This is a genomic window from Streptomyces sp. NPDC048606 (assembly GCF_040650855.1).
Taxonomy (GTDB): Bacteria; Actinomycetota; Actinomycetes; order Streptomycetales; family Streptomycetaceae; genus Streptomyces.
The window spans coordinates 127,935-151,239 of sequence record NZ_JBEZIB010000002.1 but is presented as its reverse complement, the minus strand read 5'-3'; the positions used below and the strand labels follow the sequence as shown (position 1 = coordinate 151,239).

Here is a 23,305-nt window from a genome sequence, read left to right as displayed (position 1 = left end):
ACTCACGTGTTCATGCGGGGTTCCAGTGCTCCGCCAGGTCGCCCCACAGGTACGCGGTCGTCTCCACGCCCTTGAGCAGGAGGTCGAGCTCGACCTTCTCGTTCGGCGAGTGCCAGCCGTCGGAGGGCACGGAGATGCCCAGGAAGAGGACCGGCGCGTCCAGGACGTCCTGGAGGTCGGCGGCCGGCCCGGAACCGCCCTCGCGCGTGAAGCGGACCGGCTGCCCGAAGGCGCGGCCCATGGCCCGTACGACGGACCGGAGCGCGGGGTGGTCCAGCGGGGTGAGGCAGGGCCGGGTGGGGGCGCCGAAGGTGATCGAGTGCCGGATCCCGGCGGGGACGCGGGCGGCGACCCAGTCGCGGACGGCGGCCTCGACCTCGTACGGGTCCTGCCCGGACACCAGGCGGAACGACAGCTTCAGGTGGGCGGAGGCGGGCACGATGGTCTTGCCGCCGGGGCCCTGGTAGCCGCCACCGATGCCGTTGACCTCGGCGGTGGGGCGGGCCCAGACCCGCTCCAGGGTGGAGTAGCCGGCCTCGCCGGAGGCGGCGTGCGACTTGGCGGTGCGCAACCACTCGGCCTCGTCGAACGGCAGCTCGGCGATCAGCCGGCGCTCGGCGTCGGTCAGCTCGGCGATGTTGTCGTAGAAGCCGGGGATCGTGACCCGCTCGTCCTCGTCGTGCAGGGCGGCGACGAGGCGGGCGGCGACGGTGGCCGGATTGGGCACGGCCCCGCCGAAGGCGCCCGAGTGGATGTCCTGGTCGGGCCCGTGGAAGTCGATCTCGCAGTCGGCGACGCCGCGCATGCCGGTGCAGACGGTGGGGGTGGTCTCGGACCACATGCCGGTGTCGGAGACGATCACGACGTCGGCGGCGAGCCGTTCGGCGTGCGCCTCCACGAGCGCCCGGAAGTGCGGGGAGCCGGACTCCTCCTCGCCCTCGACGAGGAGCTTGAGGTGCACGGCGGGGGCGGCGGCGCCGGTGGCGGCGAGGTGGGCCCGTACGCCGAGGGTGTGGAAGAAGACCTGGCCCTTGTCGTCGGCCGCGCCGCGCCCGTACATGCGGCCGTCGCGGACGACCGGCTCGAACGGCTCGGTGTGCCAGCCGTCGGCGAGGGCGGCGGGCTGGACGTCGTGGTGACCGTAGACGAGCACGGTGGGCGCGGCCGGGTCCTCGGCGGGCCAGTGCGCGAAGACGGCGGGGGCCCCGTCGGTCTCCCAGATCTCGGTGACCGGGAAGCCGGTCTCCTTGAGCTTGGCGGCGAGCCAGTCCGCGCTGCGGCGCACGTCGCCCTCGTGCTCGGGCTGGGCCGACACGGACGGGATCCGCAGCCACTGCGCGAGGTCGTCCAGGAAGGCCGCGCGGTGGGTGTCGATGTACGTGCGGACGACGCTGTCCGCCGGGGTTTCGCTCATGACCACGAGCCTATCCGTCCGTCCGGGCGGCGCCGTCCGTGCCCGTTTTGCCTTGGAGGATCCGCTCAAGGCGGGCCCGACCGGGCAGGTCACGGGGGCGGATGACGCGTCCGCTGCGGACGTGGAGGAAGGCCGCGCCCACCCGGTCGAGGGGGGTCGCGGTGGCCTCGGCCCAGGCCAGCCGGTAGACGGCGAGCTGGAGCGGGTCGGCCTGGGTGGTGCGGCCGGTCTTCCAGTCCACGACCTCGTACGAGCCGTCGGGGTTCTTGTACACGGCGTCGATCCGGCCGCGGATCACCCGACCGGCGAGGGTGAGCTGGACGGGCGCCTCCATCCGGTACGGGGTGCGCTCGGCGTACTCGCTGCGCTCGAAGGCGGCCTTGAGGGCGGCGAGGTCGGCCTCGTCGGCGATGTCCTGGTCGGAGCCGGGCAGGTCGGTGGCCGGGTCGAGGAGACCGTCGAGGAGCGGCAGGGGCAGCTCCTCGAAGCGGGACTCGACCCAGGCGTGGAAGCGGGTGCCCTGGCGGGCGGCGGGCTGCGGGGGCTTGGGCATGGGGCGGGCGAGGTCGCGTACGAAGCCCTGCTCGTCGGCGGCGAGCCGCAGGAGCTGGCTCGCGGAGAGGGCCGGGGGCAGCTCCACGTCCCGGACGGCCCGGCGGGCGCGGCGCAGCTCGCCCTCCAGGGCGTCGAGGTCCCGGTCCCAGGAGGCGATGAGGCGGGCCTCCTCGGGGCTGGGGGCCCCCTGCCCGTCGGGGGTCGCGTCGTACGGTGCCCCGTGCCGGTCGCCACGGGGCGCGGGGACGACCCCGGGGCGGCGCCGGGCGGCGTCGTCCGGCGCCCCGGCGGCGGGCACGGCTCCACCCGGCCGGGGGCCGGCAGCGGGAGCGGCCAGGGCCTCTCCGGCCCACAGGTCCTCGTCCGGGGGCACGGGGGCCCGGGGGGTGTCCGACGGGGGTACGGCGGGACCCTGGCGAGGCACGCCGGCGGGGCCCTCCGCCGGGTCGGTGTCGGGTCGCCGGGCGCCCGGCGACGGGACGCGGGCGGTGACGCGCACGTCCTCGCCGTCCCACAGCCCGTCGGCGTCGGCGTCCGAGGCCTCCCCGGGGGGCGGGGTCGGGTCCCCGGCCGGGGTCATGACGCGGGCGGGGGCACGACCACGGGCCGGGGCGTCGTCCGCGTCCTGGACCGCACCGGGAACCGGAGCCGGCCCCCCGCCCGGAGCTTCGCCATCGGCAACGCCGTGGGCCCGCGCGTCGCGACCGGCCGGCGCACCGTCGCAGGCCGGAGCCTGGCCGTAAGGCGGAGCCACGTCGTAGGCGGGAGCTTCGTCGTAGGGCGGAGCCACGTCGTGGGCCGGAGCCTCGCCGTAAGGCGGAGCCACGTCGTAGGCGGGAGCTTCGTCGTAGGGCGGAGCCACGTCGTAGGCGGGAGCTTCGTCGTAGGGCGGAGCCACGTCGTGGGCCGGAGCCTCGCCGTAAGCCGGGTCTTCGTCGTAGGGCGGAGCCTCGCCGTAAGCCGGGTCTTCGTCGTAAGCCGGGGCCTCGTCATAGCCCGGGTCTTCGCAGTGGGGGGGCCAGAGGTAGGGGTCCTCGGGGGTCGGGGGGTGCGGGGGTGCGGCGAGGTGGGCCTCGACCAGGGCGGCGGCGCGGCGGCGCAGGGCCAGGGAGTCGGGGTCCAGGGGCAGGGGCCAGGCGTGGTCCGGGGTGGCCTCGGCGGCCAGCGCCGGGTTCTCGGCGTCGGCCTCGGGCTCCTCGGCCCAGACCTCGATCTCCCCGAACCCGGCCTCGCAGTGCCCGCGCAGCGCGGTCAGGAACGCCGACGGGCCCCGGCGGCGCTTCTGCGTCGGCCCCCACCAGTGGCCGGAGGCCAGCAGCAGGGAACGCGGACGGGTGAAGGTGACGTAGCCGAGGCGCAGCTCCTCGACCTGCTTGTGCTCCTTGAGGCCCGCCTTGAAGGACTTCAGCCCGCCGGCGGTCCAGTCCGGGTCGGCGGGCAGGGTCGGGGCGTCGCCGCGCAGGGAGTAGGGGAGCACCTTGGGGTACGAGGTCCAGGCCTCCGGGGGCTTCTCCTTGGGGAAGGAGCCCGCGCACAGGTCGGGGACGACGACGACGTCCCACTCCAGGCCCTTGGACTTGTGGGCGGTCAGCACCTTGACGGTGTCCTCCCCGCCCGGCAGCGCGTGGTCGAGGCCCTTCTCGTACTGGGCGGCGGTGCGCAGGAACGCGAGGAAGGCCAGGAGCGTGGCCTCGCCGTCGAGGGCCGCGAAGCCGGCGGCGACGTCCATGAAGTTCGACAGGGTCTCGCGCCGGCGGGCGGCCAGCGCGTGCGGGGACGCGGACAGCTCGACGTCCAGGCCGGTCGTCGCGAGGACCCGGTGCAGTACGTCCATCAGCGGGTCGGCGAGCGAACGCCGCAGGTCGCGCAGTTCCTGGGCGAGGTGCGCGAAGCGGACGCGGGCGGCGGCCGAGAAGGGGAGGTCGTCCGGGGCCTGGCCGGCGCCGTCGAGGAAGGTCTCCAGGGCGTCGGCCAGCGAGACGATCTCCGCCGGGTCCACGCCCTCGACGGCCGCCGCGAGGCGCCCGTCGGGGCCGGAGTCCGGGGAGACGCGGGCCACCAGGTGCCGGGCGCGGCGGCCGAGGAGGGCCAGGTCGCGGGCGCCGATGCGCCAGCGGGGGCCGACGAGGAGGCGGACCAGGGCGGCGTTGGCCCCGGGGTCCTGGAGCACCTCGCACACCGAGACGAGGTCGGCGACCTCGGGCAGGTGCAGCAGCCCCGACAGTCCGACGACCTCCACCGGGACGTCCCGGGCCACCAGCACGGCCTGGATGCGGGCGAAGTCGGCGGCGGAGCGGCACAGTACGGCGATCTCGCCCGGCGCCGTGCCGGTGCGCACCAGGTGCGCGACGGAGTCGCCGAGCCACTCCAGCTCCTCGGCGTGGGTCTCCAGCAGCGCGCAGCGCACGGTGCCGTCGCGTTCGGCGCCGGGGGCGGGGCGCAGGGCCTCGACGCCCTCGTGCATGGCGCGCAGCGGGGCGGCGAGGCCGTTGGCCAGGTCGAGGAGGCGGCCTCCGCTGCGCCGGTTCTCGCTGAGCGAGAAGCGGGTGGCGGGGCGGCCGTCGGCGTGCGCGAAGTGTTCGGGGAAGTCGTCGAGGTTGGCGACGGAGGCGCCGCGCCAGCCGTAGATGGCCTGGCAGGGGTCGCCGACGGCGGTGACGGCGTGCCCGGTGCCGTCGCCGAAGAGGCCGGACAGGAGCAGCCGCTGGGCGACGGAGGTGTCCTGGTACTCGTCGAGCAGGACGACCCGGAACTCGTCGCGCAGCAGCTCGCCGACCTCGGGCCGGGTGGTGGCGAGGCGGGCGGACAGGGCGATCTGGTCACCGAAGTCGAACAGTTCGCGGGAGCGTTTGGCGGCGCGGTAGCGCTCGACGAGTTCCAGCAGCTCCAGCCGGCCGCGGACGGCCTCGGGCACCTTGCGGAGGTCGTCGTTGGTGAGCCTGGCCCCGGCCAGCTCGTCGAGGAGGGCGGTGTCGTGGGCGCGCAGGGCGGCCGGTTCGGTGAGGTGCTCGGACAGTTCGCCGTCGAGCGCGAGGAGGTCGCCGACCAGGTCGGGGAGGGACTTCACGAGCGAGGGGTAGGGGCCGGGCGCCTCGCGGAGCACCTTGGCGGCGAGCTGGAAGCGGGTGGCGTCGGCCAGGAGGCGGGCGCTGGGTTCCAGGCCGATGCGCAGTCCGTGGTCGGTCAGCAGCCGGCCGGCGAAGGCGTGGTACGTGGAGATGCGCGGCTCGCCGGCGGCGGCCTCGGGGTCGGCCGGCGAGGGGTCCGGGTCGGTGACGCCGGCGCGGGCCAGGGCCTTGCGGACGCGTTCGGCCAGTTCGCCGGCGGCCTTGTTGGTGAAGGTCAGGCCGAGAACCTGGTCGGGGGCGACGGTGCCGGTGCCGACGAGCCAGACGACGCGGGCGGCCATCACGGTGGTCTTGCCGGAGCCGGCGCCCGCGACGATGACCTGGGGGGCGGGCGGGGCGGTGACGCAGGCCAGCTGTTCGGGCGTGAACGGGATCCCGAGGAGCTCCTTGAGCTGCTCGGGATCGGTGAGGACGGGCGCGCGCCCGGTCTCGTACGCGGTCACCTCGAAAGGCTAGCCGCCGGCGCCGACAGTCCCGGCCGGCGTCTCACTCCCCGGTCGGGGCCGTTCCACGGCGCGGCTCATTCCACGGTCTGGCGGCCCTCGGGGAGGGCGCTGCACGCGCCCCGGAAGGCGCAGCGTCCGCAGTGTTCGCCGGTGGAGGGGGTGAAACGTTCGTCCAGGACCCGGCCGGCGGCGGTGGCGAGGAGGTCGCCGACCCACTCGCCGGAGGTGCCGCCGTCGAGCGGCTGCTGCGCCTGGATCTTCGGGACGCCCTCGCCGCCGTCCTTCTTGGCGGCGTTCTGGCGCAGCTGGACGAGTTCTGCGCCGCCGGGCTCGGGGCGCCGGCCGTCGAAGACCTCGTCGACGGCGCCCTCGCGGACGGCGAGCTGGTAGACGGCGAGCTGCGGATGGCGGGCGACCTCGTCCTTGGTCGGGGCGCCCTTGCCGGTCTTGAAGTCGACGACGTACGCGCGGCCCTGCGGGTCGGCCTCGACGCGGTCCATGGAACCGCGGACGCGGACGGCGTACTCGCCGGCGTCGAGGGTGACGTCGAAGTCGTGCTCGGTGGCCACGGCCTCGCGGCCGCCGCGGTCGGTGGTGTGCCAGCGCAGGAAGCGTTCGAGGGCGGCGCGGGCGTTGTCCTTCTCCTGGCGGGACTTCCACGGCGCGTCGAAGGCGAGGGCGTCCCAGACGGAGTCGAGGCGTTCCATGAGGACGGCGAGGTCGGCGGGGGTGCGGCCGGAGGCGACCTCGTCGGCGAGGACGTGGACGACGTTGCCGAAGCCCTGGGCGGCGGTGGAGGGGGCGTCGGCCTTGACCTCGCGGCCCAGGAACCACTGGAGGGAACAGGTGTTGGCGAGCTGGTCGAGGGCGCTGCCGGACAGGGCGACGGGACGGTCGCGGTCGCGCAGCGGGACGGTGGAGCGGGTGGGCTCGTACAGCCCCCACCAGCGGTGCGGGTGCGCGGCGGGGACGAGGGGGCGGTCCTCGTCGTCGGTGAGGGCGGCGAGGCGGGCGAGCCGGCGGGCGGCGGCGTCGCGCAGGGCCGGGGAGGCGTCGGGGTCGACGGTGGTGGCGCGGAGCTCGGCGACGAGCGCGGGGACGGCGAGGGGGCGGCGGGGGCGGCCGGTGACGTCCTTGGGGGTGACGCCGAGCTCGGTGAGGAAGCGGGAGGGCTGGTCGCCGTCCTCGGCGGGGGCCTTGACGGCGGTGACGACGAGGCGGTGGCGGGCGCGGGTGGCGGCCACGTAGAACAGCCGGCGTTCCTCGGCGAGGAGCGCGCCGGGGGTGAGGGGTTCGGCGAGGCCGTCGCGGCCGATGCGGTCGGCTTCGAGGAGGGAGCCGCGGCGGCGCAGGTCGGGCCAGAGCCCTTCCTGGACGCCCGCGACGACGACGAGGCCCCACTCCAGGCCCTTGGAGCGGTGCGCGGTCATGAGGCGGACGGCGTCGGGGCGGGCGGCGCGGGTGGTGAGGGTGTCGGCGGCGATGTCCTCGGCTTCGAGCTGTTCGAGGAAGTTGAGCGCGCCGCGGCCCCCGGTGCGTTCCTCCGCGCGGGCGGCGGTGTCGAAGAGGGCGCAGACGGCGTCGAGGTCGCGGTCGGCGTTGCGGCCGGCGGCGCCGCCGCGGCGGGCCTGGCGCTCCAGCCGGTCGGGCCAGGAGGTGCCGTCCCACAGGGTCCACAGGGCCTCTTCGGCGGTGCCGCCGCCCTGGAGGAGTTCGCGGGTCTTGCGCAGGAGCGCGCCGAGGCGCTGCGCGCCGCGGGCGTACGCCGGGTCGTGGACGGTGAGCCGCTCGGGCTCGGCGAGGGCGCGGGCCAGGAGCGCGTCGGACGGCGCGGGGGCGGTGACGCCGGCGGCGCGCTCCTCGTCGCGCAGGGCCCGGCCGAGCCGGCGCAGGTCGGCGGAGTCCATCCCGCCGAGCGGTGAGGCGAGCAGCGCGAGCGCGGCCTCGACCCCGACCCACCCGTACGCGTCCGCGGCGTCGGCGTCCGCGGCGTCGGCGTCGGCGTCGGCGTCGGCGTCGGCGTCGGCGTCGGCGAACAGTGGCGCGTCCCCGTCGGGAACCTGCCCCGAGGGAGCCTCGCCGGTGGCGCCCACCGCGTCCGCTTCGGCCGGCTGCGCGCCCGCGCCGCGCACCGGGGAGGCGTCCGCCGACGGAGCGTCCGAGGCGGCCCCGCCGGTGGCGGCCCCCCGGAACGCGCCGGCGTCTGCCGGCGAGACCTCCGGCAGGGCGTCGGCGGCGGAGGCCCGCTCCTCGCCGGTGGCGCGGGACGGGGTGGCGGCCGGCTCGGTGTCCGCCGACGGGGCGTCGGGCGCGGCCTCTGCGGTGGCGTCCGCCGGGGACGCGTCGGCGTCCACCCGCGGGACCGCCGGCGGGGCGTCGCCGTCGGCGGAGGCCGGCTCGGCGTCCGCGCCCGCAGCCCCGGGAGCGACTTCCCCGGTGGCGGCCACCGCGTCCGGGTCGGCGTGTGCCGGCGGGACCGCCGGCAGGGCGTCGTCGTCCGCGCCGTGCGCCGGGCCCGGCGCGGCCTCTGCGGCGGGGCCCGCCGGTGTCGGGCCGGCGGCGCGGGCCGCGACGCGCAGGGCGGTCAGGAGCGGGGCGACCGCCGGTTCGTGGCGCAGGGCGGTGGCGGCCGCGTCCGTCTCGGCCGGGACCCCCGCGGCGATCAGGGCGCGCCGCATCGCGGGCAGGGTGCGGCCCCCGGAGCGGACGAGGACGGCCATGTCCTGCCAGGGCACCCCGTCCTCCAGGTGGGCCCGGCGCAGGACGTCGGCGATGTTGTCCAGCTCGGCGCCGGCCGTCGGGTACGTGTACACCTCGACCCGGCCGCCCTCCCGGGCGGGCGTCAGCGCGCGGTGGGCGCGCACGGCGTCGGACGGCAGGCGCGGGACCGGCATGCGGGTGGTCAGCGTGCGGGTGGCGGCCAGCAGCGCGGACCCGGAGCGGCGGCCGACGGTGAGGGCCCGGACGGCCGCGCCGGGGAAGGCGGATTCGAAGTCGAGGACGTTGTTGATGTCCGCGCCCCGGAAGGCGTAGATCGACTGGTCGGGATCGCCGAAGGCGACCAGCGTCCCGCCCGGACCGGTCAGGGCGCGCAGCAGCCGCAGTTGGGAGGCGTCGGTGTCCTGGTACTCGTCGACGTAGATCACGTCGTGGGCGGAGGCGAGCGAGGGGGTGCGTTCGGCGAGCAGGACGGCCCGGTGGAGGAGTTCGGCGTAGTCCAGGGTGCCCTGCATGTCGAGGACGTCGAGGTACTCGGAGAGGAAGGCGGCGGCGGCCTTCCAGTCGGGTCGGCCGATGCGGTCGGCGAAGGTGGCGAGGGCCTGGGGGCCCAGCCCCAGTTCGCGGGCGCGGGCCAGGACGGCGCGGACCTCGTCGGCGAACCCGCGCGTGGTGAGCGCGGCCCGCAGGTCGTCGGGCCAGCGGATGGTGCGCAGCCGCCGCTGGCCCTCCAGGAGGGTGCGGACCATGACGTCCTGCTCGGGGCCGGACAGCAGGCGCAGCGGATCGGCGAAGAGTTCGTGGTCCTGGTGGGCGCGGACCAGGCCGTAGCAGAAGGAGTGGAAGGTGGTGGCCTGCGGGGCGCGGGCGCCGCCGAGCCGCAGGGCCGCGCGGTCGCGCAGTTCCACGGCGGCCTTGCGGCCGAAGGTGAGGATCAGGATGCGGGCGGGGTCGACCCCGGCCTCGACCCGGGCGGCGGCCGCCTCGACGAGGGTGGTGGTCTTCCCGGTGCCCGGTCCGGCGAGGACGAGCAGCGGTCCCCGGGCGTGATCAACCACCGCGCGCTGCGCTGCGTCCAGAACAGGGGGTGCCACCTGTTCCGGCCCCGTACGCACCAGGCGGTACGCGTCAGGGGTCCGCGTACGCCGCTCCGCGCGGCCGGAGGAAGAGGTGATCACGTGAGGTGCCGGTCCTGGTGGGTCTGTGGATGCTGCGGGTCCTGCGGTGTCCGCCGTGGCGGCGGGGGTGCCCCCGGTCCCGGGGGCGGCGGTCACCGCGCGGGCGACCCCGTCGGCGGACGCCGGAGCGGACTCCCGAGCGAACGCCGAAGGGGCCACGCTACGCCAACCGCGCCGCCCGCCGCAGTCCGTCCCGGCCGGCCGGACCGTCGCCCCGAAGGCCCCGCAGGTCGTCCCCCGTACGCGCCTTCGACCTCCCGCCCGCGCTCCGCATGGCGGAAGCTGTCAGATGTGACCCTCGTCGCCTCCGGCCCCCTCGCCGCGGCCGTCCCATCGGGCCCTGCGCATGGCCAGCCGGGTCTCGCCGGACGCGGTCCCGCGCAGCGGGGTGCCCTCGGCGCGGTAGTGCTCCAGGGCCCGCCGCTCGCTCCCGGGCAGGGGTACGCCGTCCGCCCGCACCACCCGCCACCAGGGCACGGCTCCCCCGTACAGGGCCATGACGCGCCCGACTTGACGGGGTCCGCCCTCGCCGAGCCACTCGGCGACGTCCCCGTACGTCATCACCCGGCCGGGCGGAATCCGCTCGGCCACCTCCAGCACCAGCTCCGCGTACGCGGGCAGCTCTTCGCTCATCCGCCCCATGGTGCCGGACGGCGGGGACATCCATACGGAGGTCTCGCTTCCGTACCGGCGCGCACCCTGCTGCCCCGCGCGGCCGTCCGTCCGTGCCACCATCTTCCGGGCGGTGACTGGTGATACGTGATCAAGAAGAGACGGATGTGACGGCGAAGGAGCAGGGTGTGAGCCCTCCGGACGGCGCGGCGACGCGGGGCGAGGACCCGCGCCCGGACGAGGGTGGCGCGCGCCCGGAACCGGGCCCCGTCCCGAGCCCGCAGACGCCGCGTACCGAGCCGCATCCCGACGACCTCCACCCGCCGGGCCACACCCCGACGGCGGCCGACCGGGTGGAGGTGGACGAGCCGCTGCTCGCCGCCCGCGTCCACCGGCCCTCGGACCTCGTGCGCCTGCTGTCCGGGATCATCGGCATCGCCGTGGTCCTCGGCATCGCCGCGTTCGCGCACGGTACGACGGTGGGCCTGGAACAGGACATCACCAAGGGCACCGGCCAGGCCCCCGACTTCCTGATCAAGGTCGCCGGTCTGGTGTCGAGCATCGCGGTGCTGCTCGTGCCCGTGGCCTTCGCCATCGAGCGCCTGATCAAGCGCGACGGACTGCGCATCGCCGACGGCGTGCTCGCCGCGGTCCTCGCGCACGGCGTCACCCTCGCCACCGACCTGTGGGTGTCCCAGGCCGCCCCCGCCACCATCCAGGACGCGCTGACCCGCACCACCGGCGCCGGCGGGGCCCTCACCGATCCGGTGCACGGCTACCTCGCGCCCGTGATCGCGTACATGACGGCCGTCGGGATGACCCGACGGCCGCGCTGGCGGGTGGCCCTGTGGGTGGTGCTGCTGCTCGACGCGTTCGCGATGCTGGTCAGCGGCTACACCACGCCCTTCTCGATCGCCCTGACCGTCCTGATCGGCTGGAGCGTCGCGTACGGCACCCTGTACGCGGTCGGCTCGCCGAACGTCCGGCCCACCGGCCAGAACCTCCTCGCCGGCCTGCGCCGCGTCGGCTTCCAGCCGGTCAGCGCGATGCGCGCCGAAGCGCCCGACGGCGACACCGCCGAGTCCGGCGACCGGGGCCGGCGCTACCACGTCACGTTGGAGGACGGTCCGCCGCTGGACGTCACCGTCGTGGACCGCGAACAGCAGGCGCAGGGCTTCTTCTACCGGGTGTGGCGCCGGCTGACCCTGCGCGGGATCACCACCCGGCGCAGCATCCAGTCGCTGCGCCAGGCGCTGGAGCAGGAGGCGCTGCTCGCCTACGCCGCCATCGCGGCCGGGGCGAACGCGCCGAGATTGATCGCCACCTCCGAGCTGGGCCCGGACGCCGTGATGCTCGTCTACGAGCACCTGGGCGGCCGGACCCTGGACGCCCTGCCCGACGAGGAGATCACCGACGGGCTGAGCCGCAACGCCTGGGAGCAGGTACGGGCCCTCCAGTCGCGCCGGATCGCGCACCGCCGGCTCACGGGGGACGCGCTGGTGGTGGATCGTTCCGGCAGCGTCACGCTGACCGACCTGCGCGGCGGCGAGATCGCCGCCGGCGACCTGGTGCTGCGGATGGACATCGCGCAGCTGCTGACCACCCTCGGCCTGCGGGTCGGCGCGGAGCGTTCGGTGGCCTCGGCGGTGTCCGTGCTGGGGCCGGACGCGGTGGCGGACTGTCTGCCGCTGCTCCAGCCGATCGCGCTGAGCCGTTCGACGCGGGCGACCCTGCGCCGGTTGGGCCGGGAACGGGCGGACCGGCAGCGGGAGGCCGTACTGGAGTCCTCCCGGGCGGCGAAGGCGGCCCGCGAGGCGGACGCCTCGGCGACTCCGGCGGCCGACCGCAAGGCGGAGAAGCGGGCCCTGGACGAGGCCCTGGAGGACGCCCGCGAGGAGGACCTGCTCAGCCAGATCCGCCGGCAGGTGCTGTTGATCCGCCCGCAGGCGCCCGTGGAGCCGGCCCGTCTGGAGCGGATCCGGCCGCGCACGCTGGTCTCGTTCATCGCGGGCGCCTTCGGCGCGTACTTCCTGCTCACGCAGCTGACGCACCTGGACCTCGGGAAGACCGTCGGGCAGGCGCAGTGGGGCTGGATGGGCGTGGCCCTGGCGTTCTCGGCGCTGAGCTACTTCGCGGCGGCGATGAGCCTGCTGGGCTTCGTGCCCGAGCGGGTGCCGTTCCTGCGGACGGTGGTGGCCCAGGTGGCCGGTTCGTTCGTGAAGCTGGTCGCCCCGGCGGCGGTGGGCGGCGTCGCGCTGAACACGCGCTTCCTCCAGCGGGCGGGGGTGCGGCCGGGGCTGGCGGTGGCGAGCGTGGGTGCCTCGCAGCTGTTCGGTCTGGCCAGCCACATCCTGCTGTTGCTCTCCTTCGGCTACCTGACGGGCACCGAGAAGACCCCGGAGATGACCCCGTCCCGGACGGTGATCGCGGGTCTGTTGACGGTGGCCGTGCTGGTGCTGGTGGTGACGGCGGTGCCGTTCCTGCGCAAGTTCGTGGTGACGCGGGTGCGGGCGCTGTTCGCGGGCGTGGTGCCGCGCATGCTGGACATCCTCCAGCGTCCGCAGAAGCTGGTGACGGGCATCGGCGGCATGCTGCTGCTGACCGGCTGCTTCGTGATGTGCCTCGACGCCTCGATCCGTGCCTTCGGCGGCGGGGAGGCCATCAGCTACGCGAGCATCGCGGTGGTCTTCCTGGCCGGCAACGCGCTCGGCTCGGCCGCTCCGACACCGGGTGGCATCGGCGCCGTGGAGACCACGCTGTCCCTGGGTCTCGTGGCGGCGGGTCTGGACGGGGAGGTGGCCATCTCGGCGGTGTTCCTGTTCCGTCTGATGACCTTCTGGCTGCCGGTGCTGCCGGGCTGGATCTCCTTCAACTACCTGACCCGCAAGGAAGCGATCTGACCCCGGGCCGTCGAGCGCGCGACGCCCGCCGGCCCGGCCCCGCGGCGGGTCAGAACACCGCGAGCAGCGTGCCCAGGAGCGCCGCCGAACAGCCGATCTCGACGGCGCCGACCACGGCCGGTCGCAGGCCGCGACCGGGCAGGACGGCCGCGCGGGCCAGGTAGGCGGTGAAGGGCGCGGCGAGCCAGGGCGACAGGGCGGTAGCGGCCGCGAGGGCCACCGCGTGGTAGGCCACCGAGCCGCGCCGGTACGCCCGTGAGCGGCGCTCCCGGATCATCGTCTTCACGTAGGGCACCGTCCCCGCGAAGTACAACAGGCAGGCCACCGCGGCCCGCCACGACCCGCCGGGTCCGAGGCCGCCGAGGCCCGCCGCGACGGGCAGCACCGCGCAGGCCGGGACCACCGCCGCGAGGCCGTTGACGAGGGCCCGCTCCCTGCCCCGCCACGCGTAAAGGGTGTTCACCGCGACGAAGGGCGCGGCGGCGCAGGCCGCGGGCACCAGCCACGGGTGGGCCGCCGCCAGGGGCAGCCCGAACGCGGCGCAGGCGGCGCCGAGGACCAGGGCCGGCCGGCCGTGCCGCCGGGCGGAGCGCAGTGCGCGCGCGTGGAGCCGTAGCCACTGCTGGGCGTGGAAGGCCGCCGCGTACCCGAGCAGCCAGGCCGCCAGGAGCGCCGCGTGCGCCCACCCCGGTCGGGGGGACAGGAAGGTGCCGGCGAGGAACGGCACCGTGAGCATCGCCCAGGCGCCGTGTTGGTCGGGGACCCAGTCGTACCGTCCGCGTGCCACCGCCCCGTACCGCCTTCCGCGTGCAGGAGGGATTTCCGGGGAAAAGTGGAATTCCCTCGCGTAATTTGCGTCCGTCCGCGCGGGGTTGGGCGGCGACCGGTCCCGTCCAGTCTCACATCCGGTGGGCCCGGAAAAGAGCGGAAAGAGGTCACCGGCACAGGGGACCTTTGTCACCGGGTTCGTCCTCCCGGCGGGCGTAGCGTCGTTCGCGGGTCCTTTTGTCCGGACCGCCGTCGCATTTCCGCGCCCTCGTGCGCGATCTCTTTTCCCCGCCCTGGAGGGTCGTTTTGGACGAGCGTCAGGAGAATCGGGCGCATCACGACGCCGTCGATTCCATCCTCAAGGCGGGCCGCTTCTTCACCCGCGGGGAGGTGTCCGACGACCTGCGGACGGTGCACCGCACCGGCGGGCGGGCCGCCGAGGCCTTCTACCGGGACCGCTGGAGCCACGACAAGGTCGTGCACTCGACGCACGGCGTGAACTGCACCGGTTCCTGCCGGTGGAAGGTGTACGTCAAGGACGGGATCATCACCTGGGAGACGCAGGCCACCGACTACCCGTCGGTGGGCCCGGACCGCCCCGAGTACGAGCCCCGGGGCTGCCCGCGCGGCGCCTCGTTCTCCTGGTACTCCTACTCGCCGACCCGCGTGCGCTACCCGCACGTGCGCGGCGCCCTCCTGGAGATGTACCGGGAGGCCAGGTCCCGCCTGGGCGACCCGGTGGCGGCCTGGGCCGACATCCAGGGCGACCCCGAGCGGCGCCGCGCCTACCAGCGGGCGCGCGGCAAGGGCGGCCTCGTACGGGCCTCCTGGGAGGAGGCGACCGAGCTGATCGCGGCCGCGCACGTGCACACCATCAAGGAGCACGGCCCGGACCGGGTCGCAGGCTTCTCGCCGATCCCGGCGATGTCGATGGCCTCGCACGCGGCGGGCGCCCGCTTCCACTCCCTCATCGGCGCCCCGATGCTGAGCTTCTACGACTGGTACGCCGACCTGCCGGTGGCCTCGCCGCAGGTGTTCGGCGACCAGACGGACGTGCCCGAGTCGGGTGACTGGTGGGACGCCGCGTACCTCATGATGTGGGGCTCGAACGTGCCGGTCACGCGGACGCCGGACGCGCACTGGATGGCGGAGGCCCGTTATCGCGGGCAGAAGGTCGTCACCGTTTCCCCGGATTTCGCGGACAACACGAAGTTCGCGGACGAATGGATGCACCCGCATCCCGGGACGGACGGGGCCCTGGCCCTGGCGATGGGTCACGTCATCCTCAAGGAATTCTTCGTGGAGAGGGAAACGCCCTTCTTCCGGGATTACGTCCGCACGTACACGGACCTGCCTTTCCTCGTTTCGCTGCGGGAAACGGAGAACGGCCTGGTCCCGGGGAAGTTCGTGACGGCGGCCGATCTCGGACAGGACACCGAGAACGCCGAGTGGAAGACGGTGCTGATCGACGACGTCACCGGCGAGCCGGTCGTCCCGAACGGCACCCTGGGTCACCGCTGGGGGAACTCCGAGACCCCGGAGTGGAACCTCGACCTCGGGGACACGGTGCCGCGCCTGACCCTGTTGCCGGACACGGGGGCCGGACAGGCCGGCGAGACCCGCGCGGGCGTCGAGGGCGTCGAGGGCGTCGAGGGTGTCGAGGGCGTCGAGATCGTCCTGCCGCGCTTCGAGGACGACGAGCGCACGGGCGGGCACGGCGGCACCGTCCGCCGGGGCGTTCCCGTCCGCCGGCTCGGCGGCCGGCTGGTCACCACGGTCTACGACCTGATGCTGGCCCAGTACGGAGTGGCCCGGCCGGGCCTGCCCGGCGAGTGGCCCACCGGGTACGAGGACGCCTCGCAGCCCGGTACGCCCGGCTGGCAGGAGTCGCTGACCTCGGTGCCGGCGGCGCAGGCGACGCGCGTGGCGCGGGAGTTCGCCCGTACCGCCGAGGAGTCGGGCGGTCGCTGCATGATCCTGATGGGCGCCGGCACCAACCACTGGTTCCACTCGGAGACCATCTACCGCGCGTTCCTCGCCCTGCTCACCCTCACGGGCTGCCAGGGCCGCAACGGCGGCGGCTGGGGCCACTACGTCGGCCAGGAGAAGTGCCGTCCGGTCACCGGCTGGGCCACCCTGGCCGCCGCCTCGGACTGGTCGCGCCCGCCGCGTCAGATGATCGGTGCGGCCTGGTTCTACCTGCACACCGACCAGTGGCGCTACGACACCCTCCCGGCCGGGGCGCTGGCCTCCCCGCTCGCCGAGGGCGCCTTCGACGGCATGAGCGGCGCGGACTGCCTGGCGGCGAGCGCCCGCATGGGCTGGATGCCGTCCTACCCGACCTTCGACCGCAACCCCCTGGAGCTGGGCGAGGCCGCCGACCCCGTCGCCGAGACGGTGCGCCTGCTGGAGAGCGGGGAGCTCGGCTTCGCCGGGGAGGACCCGGACGCCCCGCGGAACTGGCCGCGCGTGCTCAACGTGTGGCGGGCCAACCTCCTGGGCTCCAGCTCCAAGGGGAACGAGTACTTCCTCAAGCACCTGCTCGGCACCCACTCCAACCTGCCCGAGGACGGACCGCGCTGCGCGCCGCGGGACGTCGCGTACCGGGAGGAGGAGGTGGAGGGCAAGCTCGACCTGCTGATGTCCATGGACTTCCGGATGACGTCCACGACGCTGCTGTCCGACGTGGTGCTGCCGGCGGCGACCTGGTACGAGAAGCACGACCTGTCCTCCACGGACATGCACCCCTTCCTGCACGCCTTCACCCCGGCCGTGGACCCGCCCTGGCAGGCCCGCTCCGACTACGACGCCTTCCTGGCCATCGCCCGCCGCTTCGGCGAGCTCGCCGGGGAGCACCTGGGCGTGCGCAGGGACCTGGTGGCGACCGCCCTCCAGCACGACACCCCGGGTGGCGAGATGGCCCAGCCGGGCGGGGTCGCGCTGGACTGGTCGAAGGGCGAGTGCCCGCCCGTACCGGGCCGGACCATGTACAACCTGGCCGTCGTGGAGCGCGACTACGGCGCGGTCGGCGAGAAGTTCGCCGCGCTCGGCCCGCTCGTCGACGCGCTCGGGGTCACCACGAAGGCGATCACCTTCGACGTCGGCGAGGAGGTCGCCCACCTCGCGGAGAAGAACGGCACGGTGCGCGGCGGGGTCGCGGACGGCCGGCCGCGTCTGGACACCGCCCGGCGGGCCTGCGAGGCGATCCTCTCGCTGTCCGGCACCTCCAACGGCCGGCTCGCCACGCAGGGCTTCGAGACGCTGGAGAAGAAGGTGGGCACGCGCATGGCCCACCTGGCCGCGGAGGCCGAGGGCAAGCGGATCACCTTCGCCGACACCCAGGCCCGTCCGGTGCCGGTGATCACCTCGCCCGAGTGGTCGGGCTCCGAGGCCGGCGGCCGTCGCTACACCGCCTTCACCGTCAACACCGAGCACCTCAAGCCCTGGCACACCCTCACCGGCCGTCAGCACTTCTTCCTCGACCACGACTGGCTCCACGAGGTCGGGGAGTCCCTGCCCGTCTACAAGCCGCCGCTGAACATGCACACCCTGTACGGGGAGCCCGAACTGGGCGTCGTGGACGGCAGGTCGGTGGCCGTGCGCTACCTGACCCCGCACAACAAGTGGGCGATCCACAGCCAGTACCAGGACAACCTCTACATGATGACGCTGGGCCGGGGCGGCCAGACGGTGTGGATGTCCCCGCAGGACGCCGAGGCCATCGGGGTCGCGGACAACGACTGGATCGAGGCGGTCAACCGCAACGGCGTGGTCACCGCGCGGGCGATCGTCTCCCACAAGATGCCGCCCGGGACCGTCTACATGAACCACGCGCAGGAGCGGACGGTCGGCGTCCCGAAGACGGAGAAGACCGGCCGCCGGGGCGGCATCCACAACTCGCTGACCCGGGTGATGCTCAAGCCCACCCATCTCATCGGCGGTTACGCCCAGTTGACCTGGGCCTTCAACTACCTGGGCCCGACCGGCAACCAGCGCGACGAGGTGACGGTCATCCGGCGCCGCGACCAGAAGGTGGAGTACTGATCCCCATGCGCGTCATGGCACAGATCGCGATGGTCATGAACCTCGACAAGTGCATCGGCTGTCACACCTGTTCGGTCACCTGCAAGCAGGCGTGGACCAACCGGCGGGGCACCGAGTACGTCTGGTTCAACAACGTCGAGACCCTCCCCGGCCAGGGCTATCCGCGCCGCTGGGAGGACCAGGAGAAGTGGAAGGGCGGCTGGGAGCGCACCCGTTCGGGTCGGCTGCGCCTGAGGGCCGGCGGGCGCCTCGCGAAGCTCGGCAGGATCTTCGCGAACCCGGACCTGCCGGAGATCTCCGACTACTACCAGCCCTGGACCTACGAGTACAAGAACCTCACCGAGGCCCCGGCGGGCGACGACCTGCCGACCGCCCGCCCCGTCTCCCAGCTCACCAGCGAGCCGATGGACACCATCGAGTGGGGCCCCAACTGGGACGACAACCTGGGCGGTGCCCCCGCGCACGCGCCGAAGGACCCGATCGTGGAGAAGATCCGCGAGGAGGTCGGCGAGCGGATCCGCTTCGAGTTCGAGCAGAGCTTCATGTTCTACCTCCCCCGGATCTGCGAGCACTGCCTGAACCCGGCCTGCGTCTCCTCCTGCCCCTCGGGCGCCATGTACAAGCGCGAGGAGGACGGCATCGTCCTCGTCGACCAGGACCGCTGCCGCGGCTGGCGCATGTGCGTGACCGGCTGCCCGTACAAGAAGGTCTACTTCAACCACGCGACCGGCAAGGCCGAGAAGTGCACCTTCTGCTTCCCGCGCGTCGAGATCGGCATGCCCACCGTCTGCTCCGAAACCTGCGTCGGCCGCATGCGCTACCTCGGCGTCATGCTCTACGACGCCGACCGGGTCGCCGAGGCCGCCTCCGTGGCCGACGAGCACGACCTCTACCCGGCGCAGGTGGAGTGCTTCCTCGACCCGCACGACCCGGCGGTGGCCGCCGCGGCCCGCGCGGCCGGCATCACCGAGGAGTGGCTCGACGCGGCCCGCCGCTCGCCGGTGTACGACCTGATCGCCGGCTACCAGGTGGCCCTGCCGCTGCACCCGGAGTACCGGACCATGCCGATGGTCTGGTACGTGCCCCCGCTCTCCCCCGTGGTGGAGGCGGTCGCCGCGAGCGGCGGCGACGGCGAGGACGCGGGCAACCTCTTCGGCGCCATCGACGCCCTGCGCATCCCCGTGGAGTACCTCGCGGAGATCCTCACGGCCGGCGACACGGTGCCCGTCGAGGCCGTGCTGCGGCGGATGGCCGCGATGCGCGCGTACATGCGCCGGATCAACCTGGGCGAGCCCCGCGACGAGTCGATCGCCGAGGCCGTGGGGCTGACCGGGCAGGAGATGGAGGACATGTTCCGGCTGTTGGCGGTCGCCAAGCAGGAGGACCGCTTCGTCGTCCCCTCCGCCGCCCGCGCCGACGCGGACGCGCTCGCCGACAGCCATCCCCTGGACGATCCGGGCTGCCCCGTCGCGGAGCCGGCCGGCTCCCGCGTGATGCTCAACCTCGGCCCGGTCAGGAGGCTCCCGTGAACCCCGACGCCCTGGTGCGGCTGGTCGCCGGCTGCGTGTTGCAGTACCCCGGAGACCGTTTCCACGACGAGCTGCCCCGCCTGCGCGCGGCCCTCACCCGGGCCCCCGCCCGGCCCGCCGCGCTGCTCGGTTCCTTCCTCGACCACGCCGAGGGCCTGGGCGCCGTCGAGCTGTGCGGGGAGTACACCTCCACCTTCGACACCCGCAACCGGCGCTGCCTCTACCTCACCTGGTGGACCGACGGCGACACGCGCCGGCGCGGGCTGTCCCTCGTACGACTCAAGCGGATCTACCGGGACTTCGGTCTGGAGTTCGCGGGCGAGGAGCTGCCGGACTTCCTGCCGGTGGCCCTGGAGTTCGCGGCCCTGCGCGAGGAGGCGGGCACGGAGCTGCTCCAGGAGCACCGGGCGGGGCTGGAACTGCTGCGGCTCGCGCTGACGGAGGCCGATTCCCCCTACGCCCCCGTCCTGGAGGCGGTCTGCGCGACCCTGCCCGGGCCCTCGCCCGCCACGAAGGCGGAGGCGAAGGCGCTCGCGCGGAGCGGGCCCCCGCAGGAACTGGTCGGCGCGGGCACCGCCCTCGAACCCTTCGGCCCGGGCACCGACCGCCCCGCCGACCTCCCCTGGCCGACCCCGCGCGAAAGGCAGAGCGCCTGATGGACCTCCTCCTGTGGGGCGTACTGCCGTACGTCTCGATCACGCTGCTCGTCGCGGGCACGGTGTGGCGGGCGCGCCACGACCGGTTCGGCTGGACCACGCACTCCTCGCAGGTGCACGAGTCCCGGCTGCTGCGGATCGGCTCGCCCCTCTTCCACTTCGGCATGCTGTTCGTCGTCCTGGGCCACGTCGTGGGCCTGCTGATCCCGATGGGCTGGACCGACGCCCTGGGGCTGAGCGACCACGCCTACCACCTGCTGGCCGTCTCCACCGGAGCGGTCGCGGGCGTCGCCGCCGCCGTCGGGATCGCGATCCTCGTGTACCGGCGCTTCACGGTGCCCGCCGTGCGCCGGGCCACCCTGCGCGGCGACCACCTGATGTACACCTTCCTGCTCGGCGCGATGGCCCTGGGCCTGACGGCCACCGTCCTCAACTCGACCGGGCGGACCGGCGGCTACAACTACCGCGAGGGCGTCTCGGTCTGGTTCCGCAGCCTGTTCACCCTCACCCCCGACCACCACCTGATGGCGGGCGCCCCCCTCGCGTTCAAGCTGCACGTCCTGTTCGGGTTCGCCCTGTTCGCGCTGGTCCCGTACTCGCGGCTGGTGCACGTGTTCTCGGCGCCGCTGGCCTACCTGGCCCGCCCCTACGTCGTCTACCGGCGGCGGGATCCGGACCGGCTCGTGGACCGGCCGCAGAAGCGGGGCTGGGAGCGCGCGTCGTGAACCGCGCCGCCCCCACCGTCGTGCGCCGGCCCCGCCGGCCGGTCGCCGAGCGCCCCTTCCTCGTCATCTGGGAGGCCACCCGCGCCTGCCCCCTGGCCTGCCTGCACTGCCGGGCCGAGGCGCGGACCGCGCGACACCCCGAGGAGCTGGACGGGGCGGACGCCCGCCGCGTCATGGACCAGGTGGCGGCCTTCGGCAGACCGGGCCCCCTCTTCGTGATCACCGGCGGGGACCCCTTCCAGCGCGCCGACCTCACCGACCTCGTCGCCCACGGCACCGCGCTCGGCCTGCGGGTCGCCGTCTCCCCCTCCGGTACACCGACCCTGACGCGCGAGAACCTCGCGGCCGTCCGCGACGCGGGCGCCGTGGCGATCTCCCTGTCCCTGGACGGTTCCACCGCCGCCCGCCACGACGCCTTCCGCGGGGTGCCGGGCGTCTGGGAGTGGACCCTGGCGGGCTGGCGCGCCGCCCGCGACCTCGGGTTGAAGGTGCAGATCAACACCACCATCGGCCGGGACTCCCTGGAGGACCTCGCCGACATCGCGGCGCTGGTGCGGCGCGAGGGCGCGATGCTCTGGTCCGGCTTCCTGCTGGTGCCCACCGGGCGGGGCGGCGCCCTGGACCCGCTCACCGCCGACGAGGTGGAGGACGCCCTGCACTTCCTCTACGACTGCGGGGCCGTGATGGCCACCAAGACCACCGAGGGCCACCACTTCCGCCGCGTCGCGCTCCAGCGCACGATCCTCGACGCGCGCGGCGAACGCCCGGCCCTGGGACCGCTGTACGGGCGCCTCACGGCCCGCGCCGCCTCGCTGGGCCTGTTCGACGGCGAGCGACGCGCGGTGCGCCGCCCACCCCTGGACGTCTCCTCGGGGCGCGGGTTCGTCTTCGTGTCGCACACCGGCGAGGTGCATCCGAGCGGCTTCCTGCCGCTGTCCGCGGGCAACGTGAGGAGCCGGCCCCTGACGGAGATCTACCGGGAGTCGCCGCTGTTCACCTCGCTGCGCGACCCGTCGCTGCTGCGCGGGGCCTGCGGGGCCTGCGAGTTCAAGACGGTGTGCGGGGGCTCGCGCTCACGGGCGTACGGCTTCACGGGGGACCCGCTGGAGGCGGACCCGTACTGCGCCTACCGTCCGGGCGACTTCCCCCACCGGGCGGAGCTGAGGGCACTGATCGAAGGGAGCGCGCCGTGCGTTCGGTGATCGTGATCGGCGGCGGCATCAGCGGTCTGGCCGCCGCGTGGCAGTTGCGCGGCCACGCCGACGTCACCGTCCTGGAGGGCCACCACACGGTCGGCGGGAAACTGCGCACCGCAACCCTCGCCGGCATCGACGTCGACGAGGGCGCGGAGTCCCTGATGGCCCTGCGGCCGGAGGCGGTGGAACTCGCGGCGGCCGTGGGGCTCGGGAACGCGCTGTGCGATCCGGCGCCCGCCCCGACCACCGTGTGGACCCGCGGCGGGCTGCGCCCGCTGCCCGCCGGGCACGTCATGGGCATCCCCACCGACCCGGACGCGCTGATCGGATCGGGGCTGCTCTCGGCGGAGGGCCTCGCCCGCCTCGCGGCGGAGGAACGCCTCCCGGCGGAGCCGCTCGTCGGGGACCGCTCCGTCGGCGGCTTCCTCGCCGCCCGCCTCGGCCGGGAGGCGGTGGACCGCCTCGTCGAGCCGCTGCTCGGCGGGGTCTACGCGGGCCGCGCCGACCTCCTGTCCCTGCGCGCGGCGATGCCCCGCATCGCGACCCTCGCCGAGCAGGGCGGGCCGCTGCTGCCCGCGCTGCGCCGGCTGCGCGCGGCGGGCGCCCCCCGCTCGGCGCCCGTGGCCGTCCAGGGCGTCGTCGGCGGCACGGGCCGCCTCCCGCGGGCCGTGGCCCGTACGTGCGGGGCGCGGATCCTGACGGGGACGACGGCCCGCTCCCTCCAGGCGCTGCCCGGCGACCGGTGGCGGGTGCGGGCGATGACGGCGGACGGCCCCCTGACCATGGAGGCCGACGGGGTGATCCTGGCGGTGCCGGCCTTCGCGGCGGCGGAGCTGCTGCGCCCGCACGCGCCGCTCGCCGAGGCGCAGCTCTCGGGCATCGCGCACGCCTCGACGGCGGTGGTCACGATGGTCTTCGCGCGCGGCCGGGCCCACCGGCTGCCCGAGGGCAACGGCTTCCTGGTCCCGCCGGTGGACGGGCGCACCCTGAAGGCGGCGTCGTTCCTCTCCAACAAGTGGTCCTGGCTGCGCGAGGCGGCGCCCTCGACCTTCGTGCTGCGCGCCTCCATCGGGCGCGTCGGCGAGGAGGCCCTCCTGGACCGCCCCGACCGGCACCTGGTGCGCACCGCGATCGCCGAACTCCACCACGCGGTCGGCCCGATCGGCGAGCCGGTCGCCGCGCGGGTGACCCGCTGGGACCGGGGGCTGCCGCAGTACGACGTGGGCCACCGGGAGCGGGTGGAGCGCATCCGGGCGGCCACCGCCGGGCTCCCCGGCATCGCCCTGTGCGGGGCGGCGTACGAGGGCGTGGGCGTGGCGGCGTGCGTGGCCGTCGGGCGGACGCAGGCGCAGGCGCTGCTGGCCCGGCTCCCGCTCTGAGGGCCGCCCGCCCGGCCGGCGGGGACCCCCGAACGGGTCAGCGCGGGGGCGGGGGGC

12 protein-coding genes are annotated in these 23,305 nt (G+C 74.9%); 7 read left to right on the top strand and 5 right to left on the bottom strand.

What is annotated here, in order from left to right; genetic code table 11:
• Positions 1 to 10 precede the first annotated feature (10 nt).
• The 4 genes from AB0D01_RS02750 to AB0D01_RS02735 all read right to left on the bottom strand — a co-directional run bounded on the left by AB0D01_RS02750 (position 11) and on the right by AB0D01_RS02735 (position 10,081).
• The gene (locus AB0D01_RS02750) at positions 11 to 1,414 is read right to left on the bottom strand and encodes a dipeptidase (RefSeq protein ID WP_363053175.1); all 1,404 of its coding nucleotides are present in this window, start codon (positions 1,412 to 1,414) and stop codon (positions 11 to 13) included.
• Between the two features lie 10 nt (positions 1,415 to 1,424).
• Positions 1,425 to 5,540, bottom strand: a complete 4,116-nt coding sequence (locus tag AB0D01_RS02745; RefSeq protein ID WP_363053174.1) for a UvrD-helicase domain-containing protein — start codon at positions 5,538 to 5,540, stop codon at positions 1,425 to 1,427.
• A 77-nt stretch (positions 5,541 to 5,617) separates the two neighbouring features.
• Positions 5,618 to 9,436 carry a UvrD-helicase domain-containing protein gene (locus AB0D01_RS02740; protein WP_363053419.1) on the bottom strand — a complete coding sequence of 1,273 codons (3,819 nt, stop codon included), beginning with the start codon at positions 9,434 to 9,436 and terminating at the stop codon, positions 5,618 to 5,620.
• Positions 9,437 to 9,724: 288 nt separating this feature from the next.
• A complete protein-coding gene (locus tag AB0D01_RS02735; protein WP_363053418.1) occupies positions 9,725 to 10,081 on the bottom strand; it encodes an MGMT family protein in 357 nt (118 codons plus the stop codon).
• Between the two features lie 110 nt (positions 10,082 to 10,191).
• Here AB0D01_RS02735 and AB0D01_RS02730 point away from each other — a divergent pair, with 110 nt between their 5' ends.
• Complete coding sequence (locus tag AB0D01_RS02730) at positions 10,192 to 12,951, top strand: lysylphosphatidylglycerol synthase transmembrane domain-containing protein (protein WP_363053173.1); 2,760 nt, start codon at positions 10,192 to 10,194, stop codon at positions 12,949 to 12,951.
• A gap of 49 nt (positions 12,952 to 13,000) precedes the next feature.
• Here AB0D01_RS02730 and AB0D01_RS02725 read toward each other — a convergent pair whose 3' ends face one another.
• Entirely contained in the window at positions 13,001 to 13,738 is a 738-nt protein-coding gene (locus AB0D01_RS02725) for a YwiC-like family protein (RefSeq protein ID WP_363053172.1), read from the bottom strand.
• 287 nt (positions 13,739 to 14,025) lie between these two features.
• Between AB0D01_RS02725 and AB0D01_RS02720 the strand changes: the two genes are divergently transcribed.
• Genes AB0D01_RS02720 through hemG form a run of 6 tightly spaced genes read left to right on the top strand, consistent with a single transcriptional unit; the run spans position 14,026 to position 23,248 of the window.
• The gene (locus tag AB0D01_RS02720; RefSeq protein WP_363053171.1) at positions 14,026 to 17,763 is read left to right on the top strand and encodes a nitrate reductase subunit alpha; all 3,738 of its coding nucleotides are present in this window, start codon (positions 14,026 to 14,028) and stop codon (positions 17,761 to 17,763) included.
• Positions 17,764 to 17,768: 5 nt separating this feature from the next.
• Positions 17,769 to 19,292 (top strand): nitrate reductase subunit beta, encoded by a 1,524-nt coding sequence (gene narH, locus AB0D01_RS02715; RefSeq protein WP_363053170.1) that lies wholly within the window; start codon positions 17,769 to 17,771, stop codon positions 19,290 to 19,292.
• Positions 19,289 to 19,948, top strand: coding sequence for a nitrate reductase molybdenum cofactor assembly chaperone (gene narJ, locus AB0D01_RS02710; protein WP_363053169.1), 660 nt, complete (start codon positions 19,289 to 19,291; stop codon positions 19,946 to 19,948). Before narH ends, narJ begins: the two co-directional genes overlap by 4 nt.
• A complete protein-coding gene (gene narI, locus AB0D01_RS02705) occupies positions 19,948 to 20,673 on the top strand; it encodes a respiratory nitrate reductase subunit gamma (protein ID WP_363053168.1) in 726 nt (241 codons plus the stop codon). The genes narJ and narI overlap by 1 nt, the downstream gene beginning before the upstream one ends.
• Positions 20,670 to 21,875, top strand: a complete 1,206-nt coding sequence (locus tag AB0D01_RS02700; protein ID WP_363053167.1) for a TIGR04053 family radical SAM/SPASM domain-containing protein — start codon at positions 20,670 to 20,672, stop codon at positions 21,873 to 21,875. The genes narI and AB0D01_RS02700 overlap by 4 nt, the downstream gene beginning before the upstream one ends.
• The gene (hemG, locus tag AB0D01_RS02695; protein WP_363053166.1) at positions 21,863 to 23,248 is read left to right on the top strand and encodes a protoporphyrinogen oxidase; all 1,386 of its coding nucleotides are present in this window, start codon (positions 21,863 to 21,865) and stop codon (positions 23,246 to 23,248) included. Before AB0D01_RS02700 ends, hemG begins: the two co-directional genes overlap by 13 nt.
• The last annotated feature ends 57 nt before the right edge of the window (positions 23,249 to 23,305 follow it).

Excerpts from the sequence above, each read along its gene's own strand:
- AB0D01_RS02750 (WP_363053175.1), bottom strand. The coding sequence starts at position 1,414 with ATGAGCGAAACCCCGGCGGACAGCGTCGTCCGCACGTACATCGACACC.
- AB0D01_RS02735 (WP_363053418.1), bottom strand. The coding sequence starts at position 10,081 with ATGGGGCGGATGAGCGAAGAGCTGCCCGCGTACGCGGAGCTGGTGCTG.
- narH (WP_363053170.1), top strand. The coding sequence starts at position 17,769 with ATGCGCGTCATGGCACAGATCGCGATGGTCATGAACCTCGACAAGTGC.
- narI (WP_363053168.1), top strand. The coding sequence starts at position 19,948 with ATGGACCTCCTCCTGTGGGGCGTACTGCCGTACGTCTCGATCACGCTG.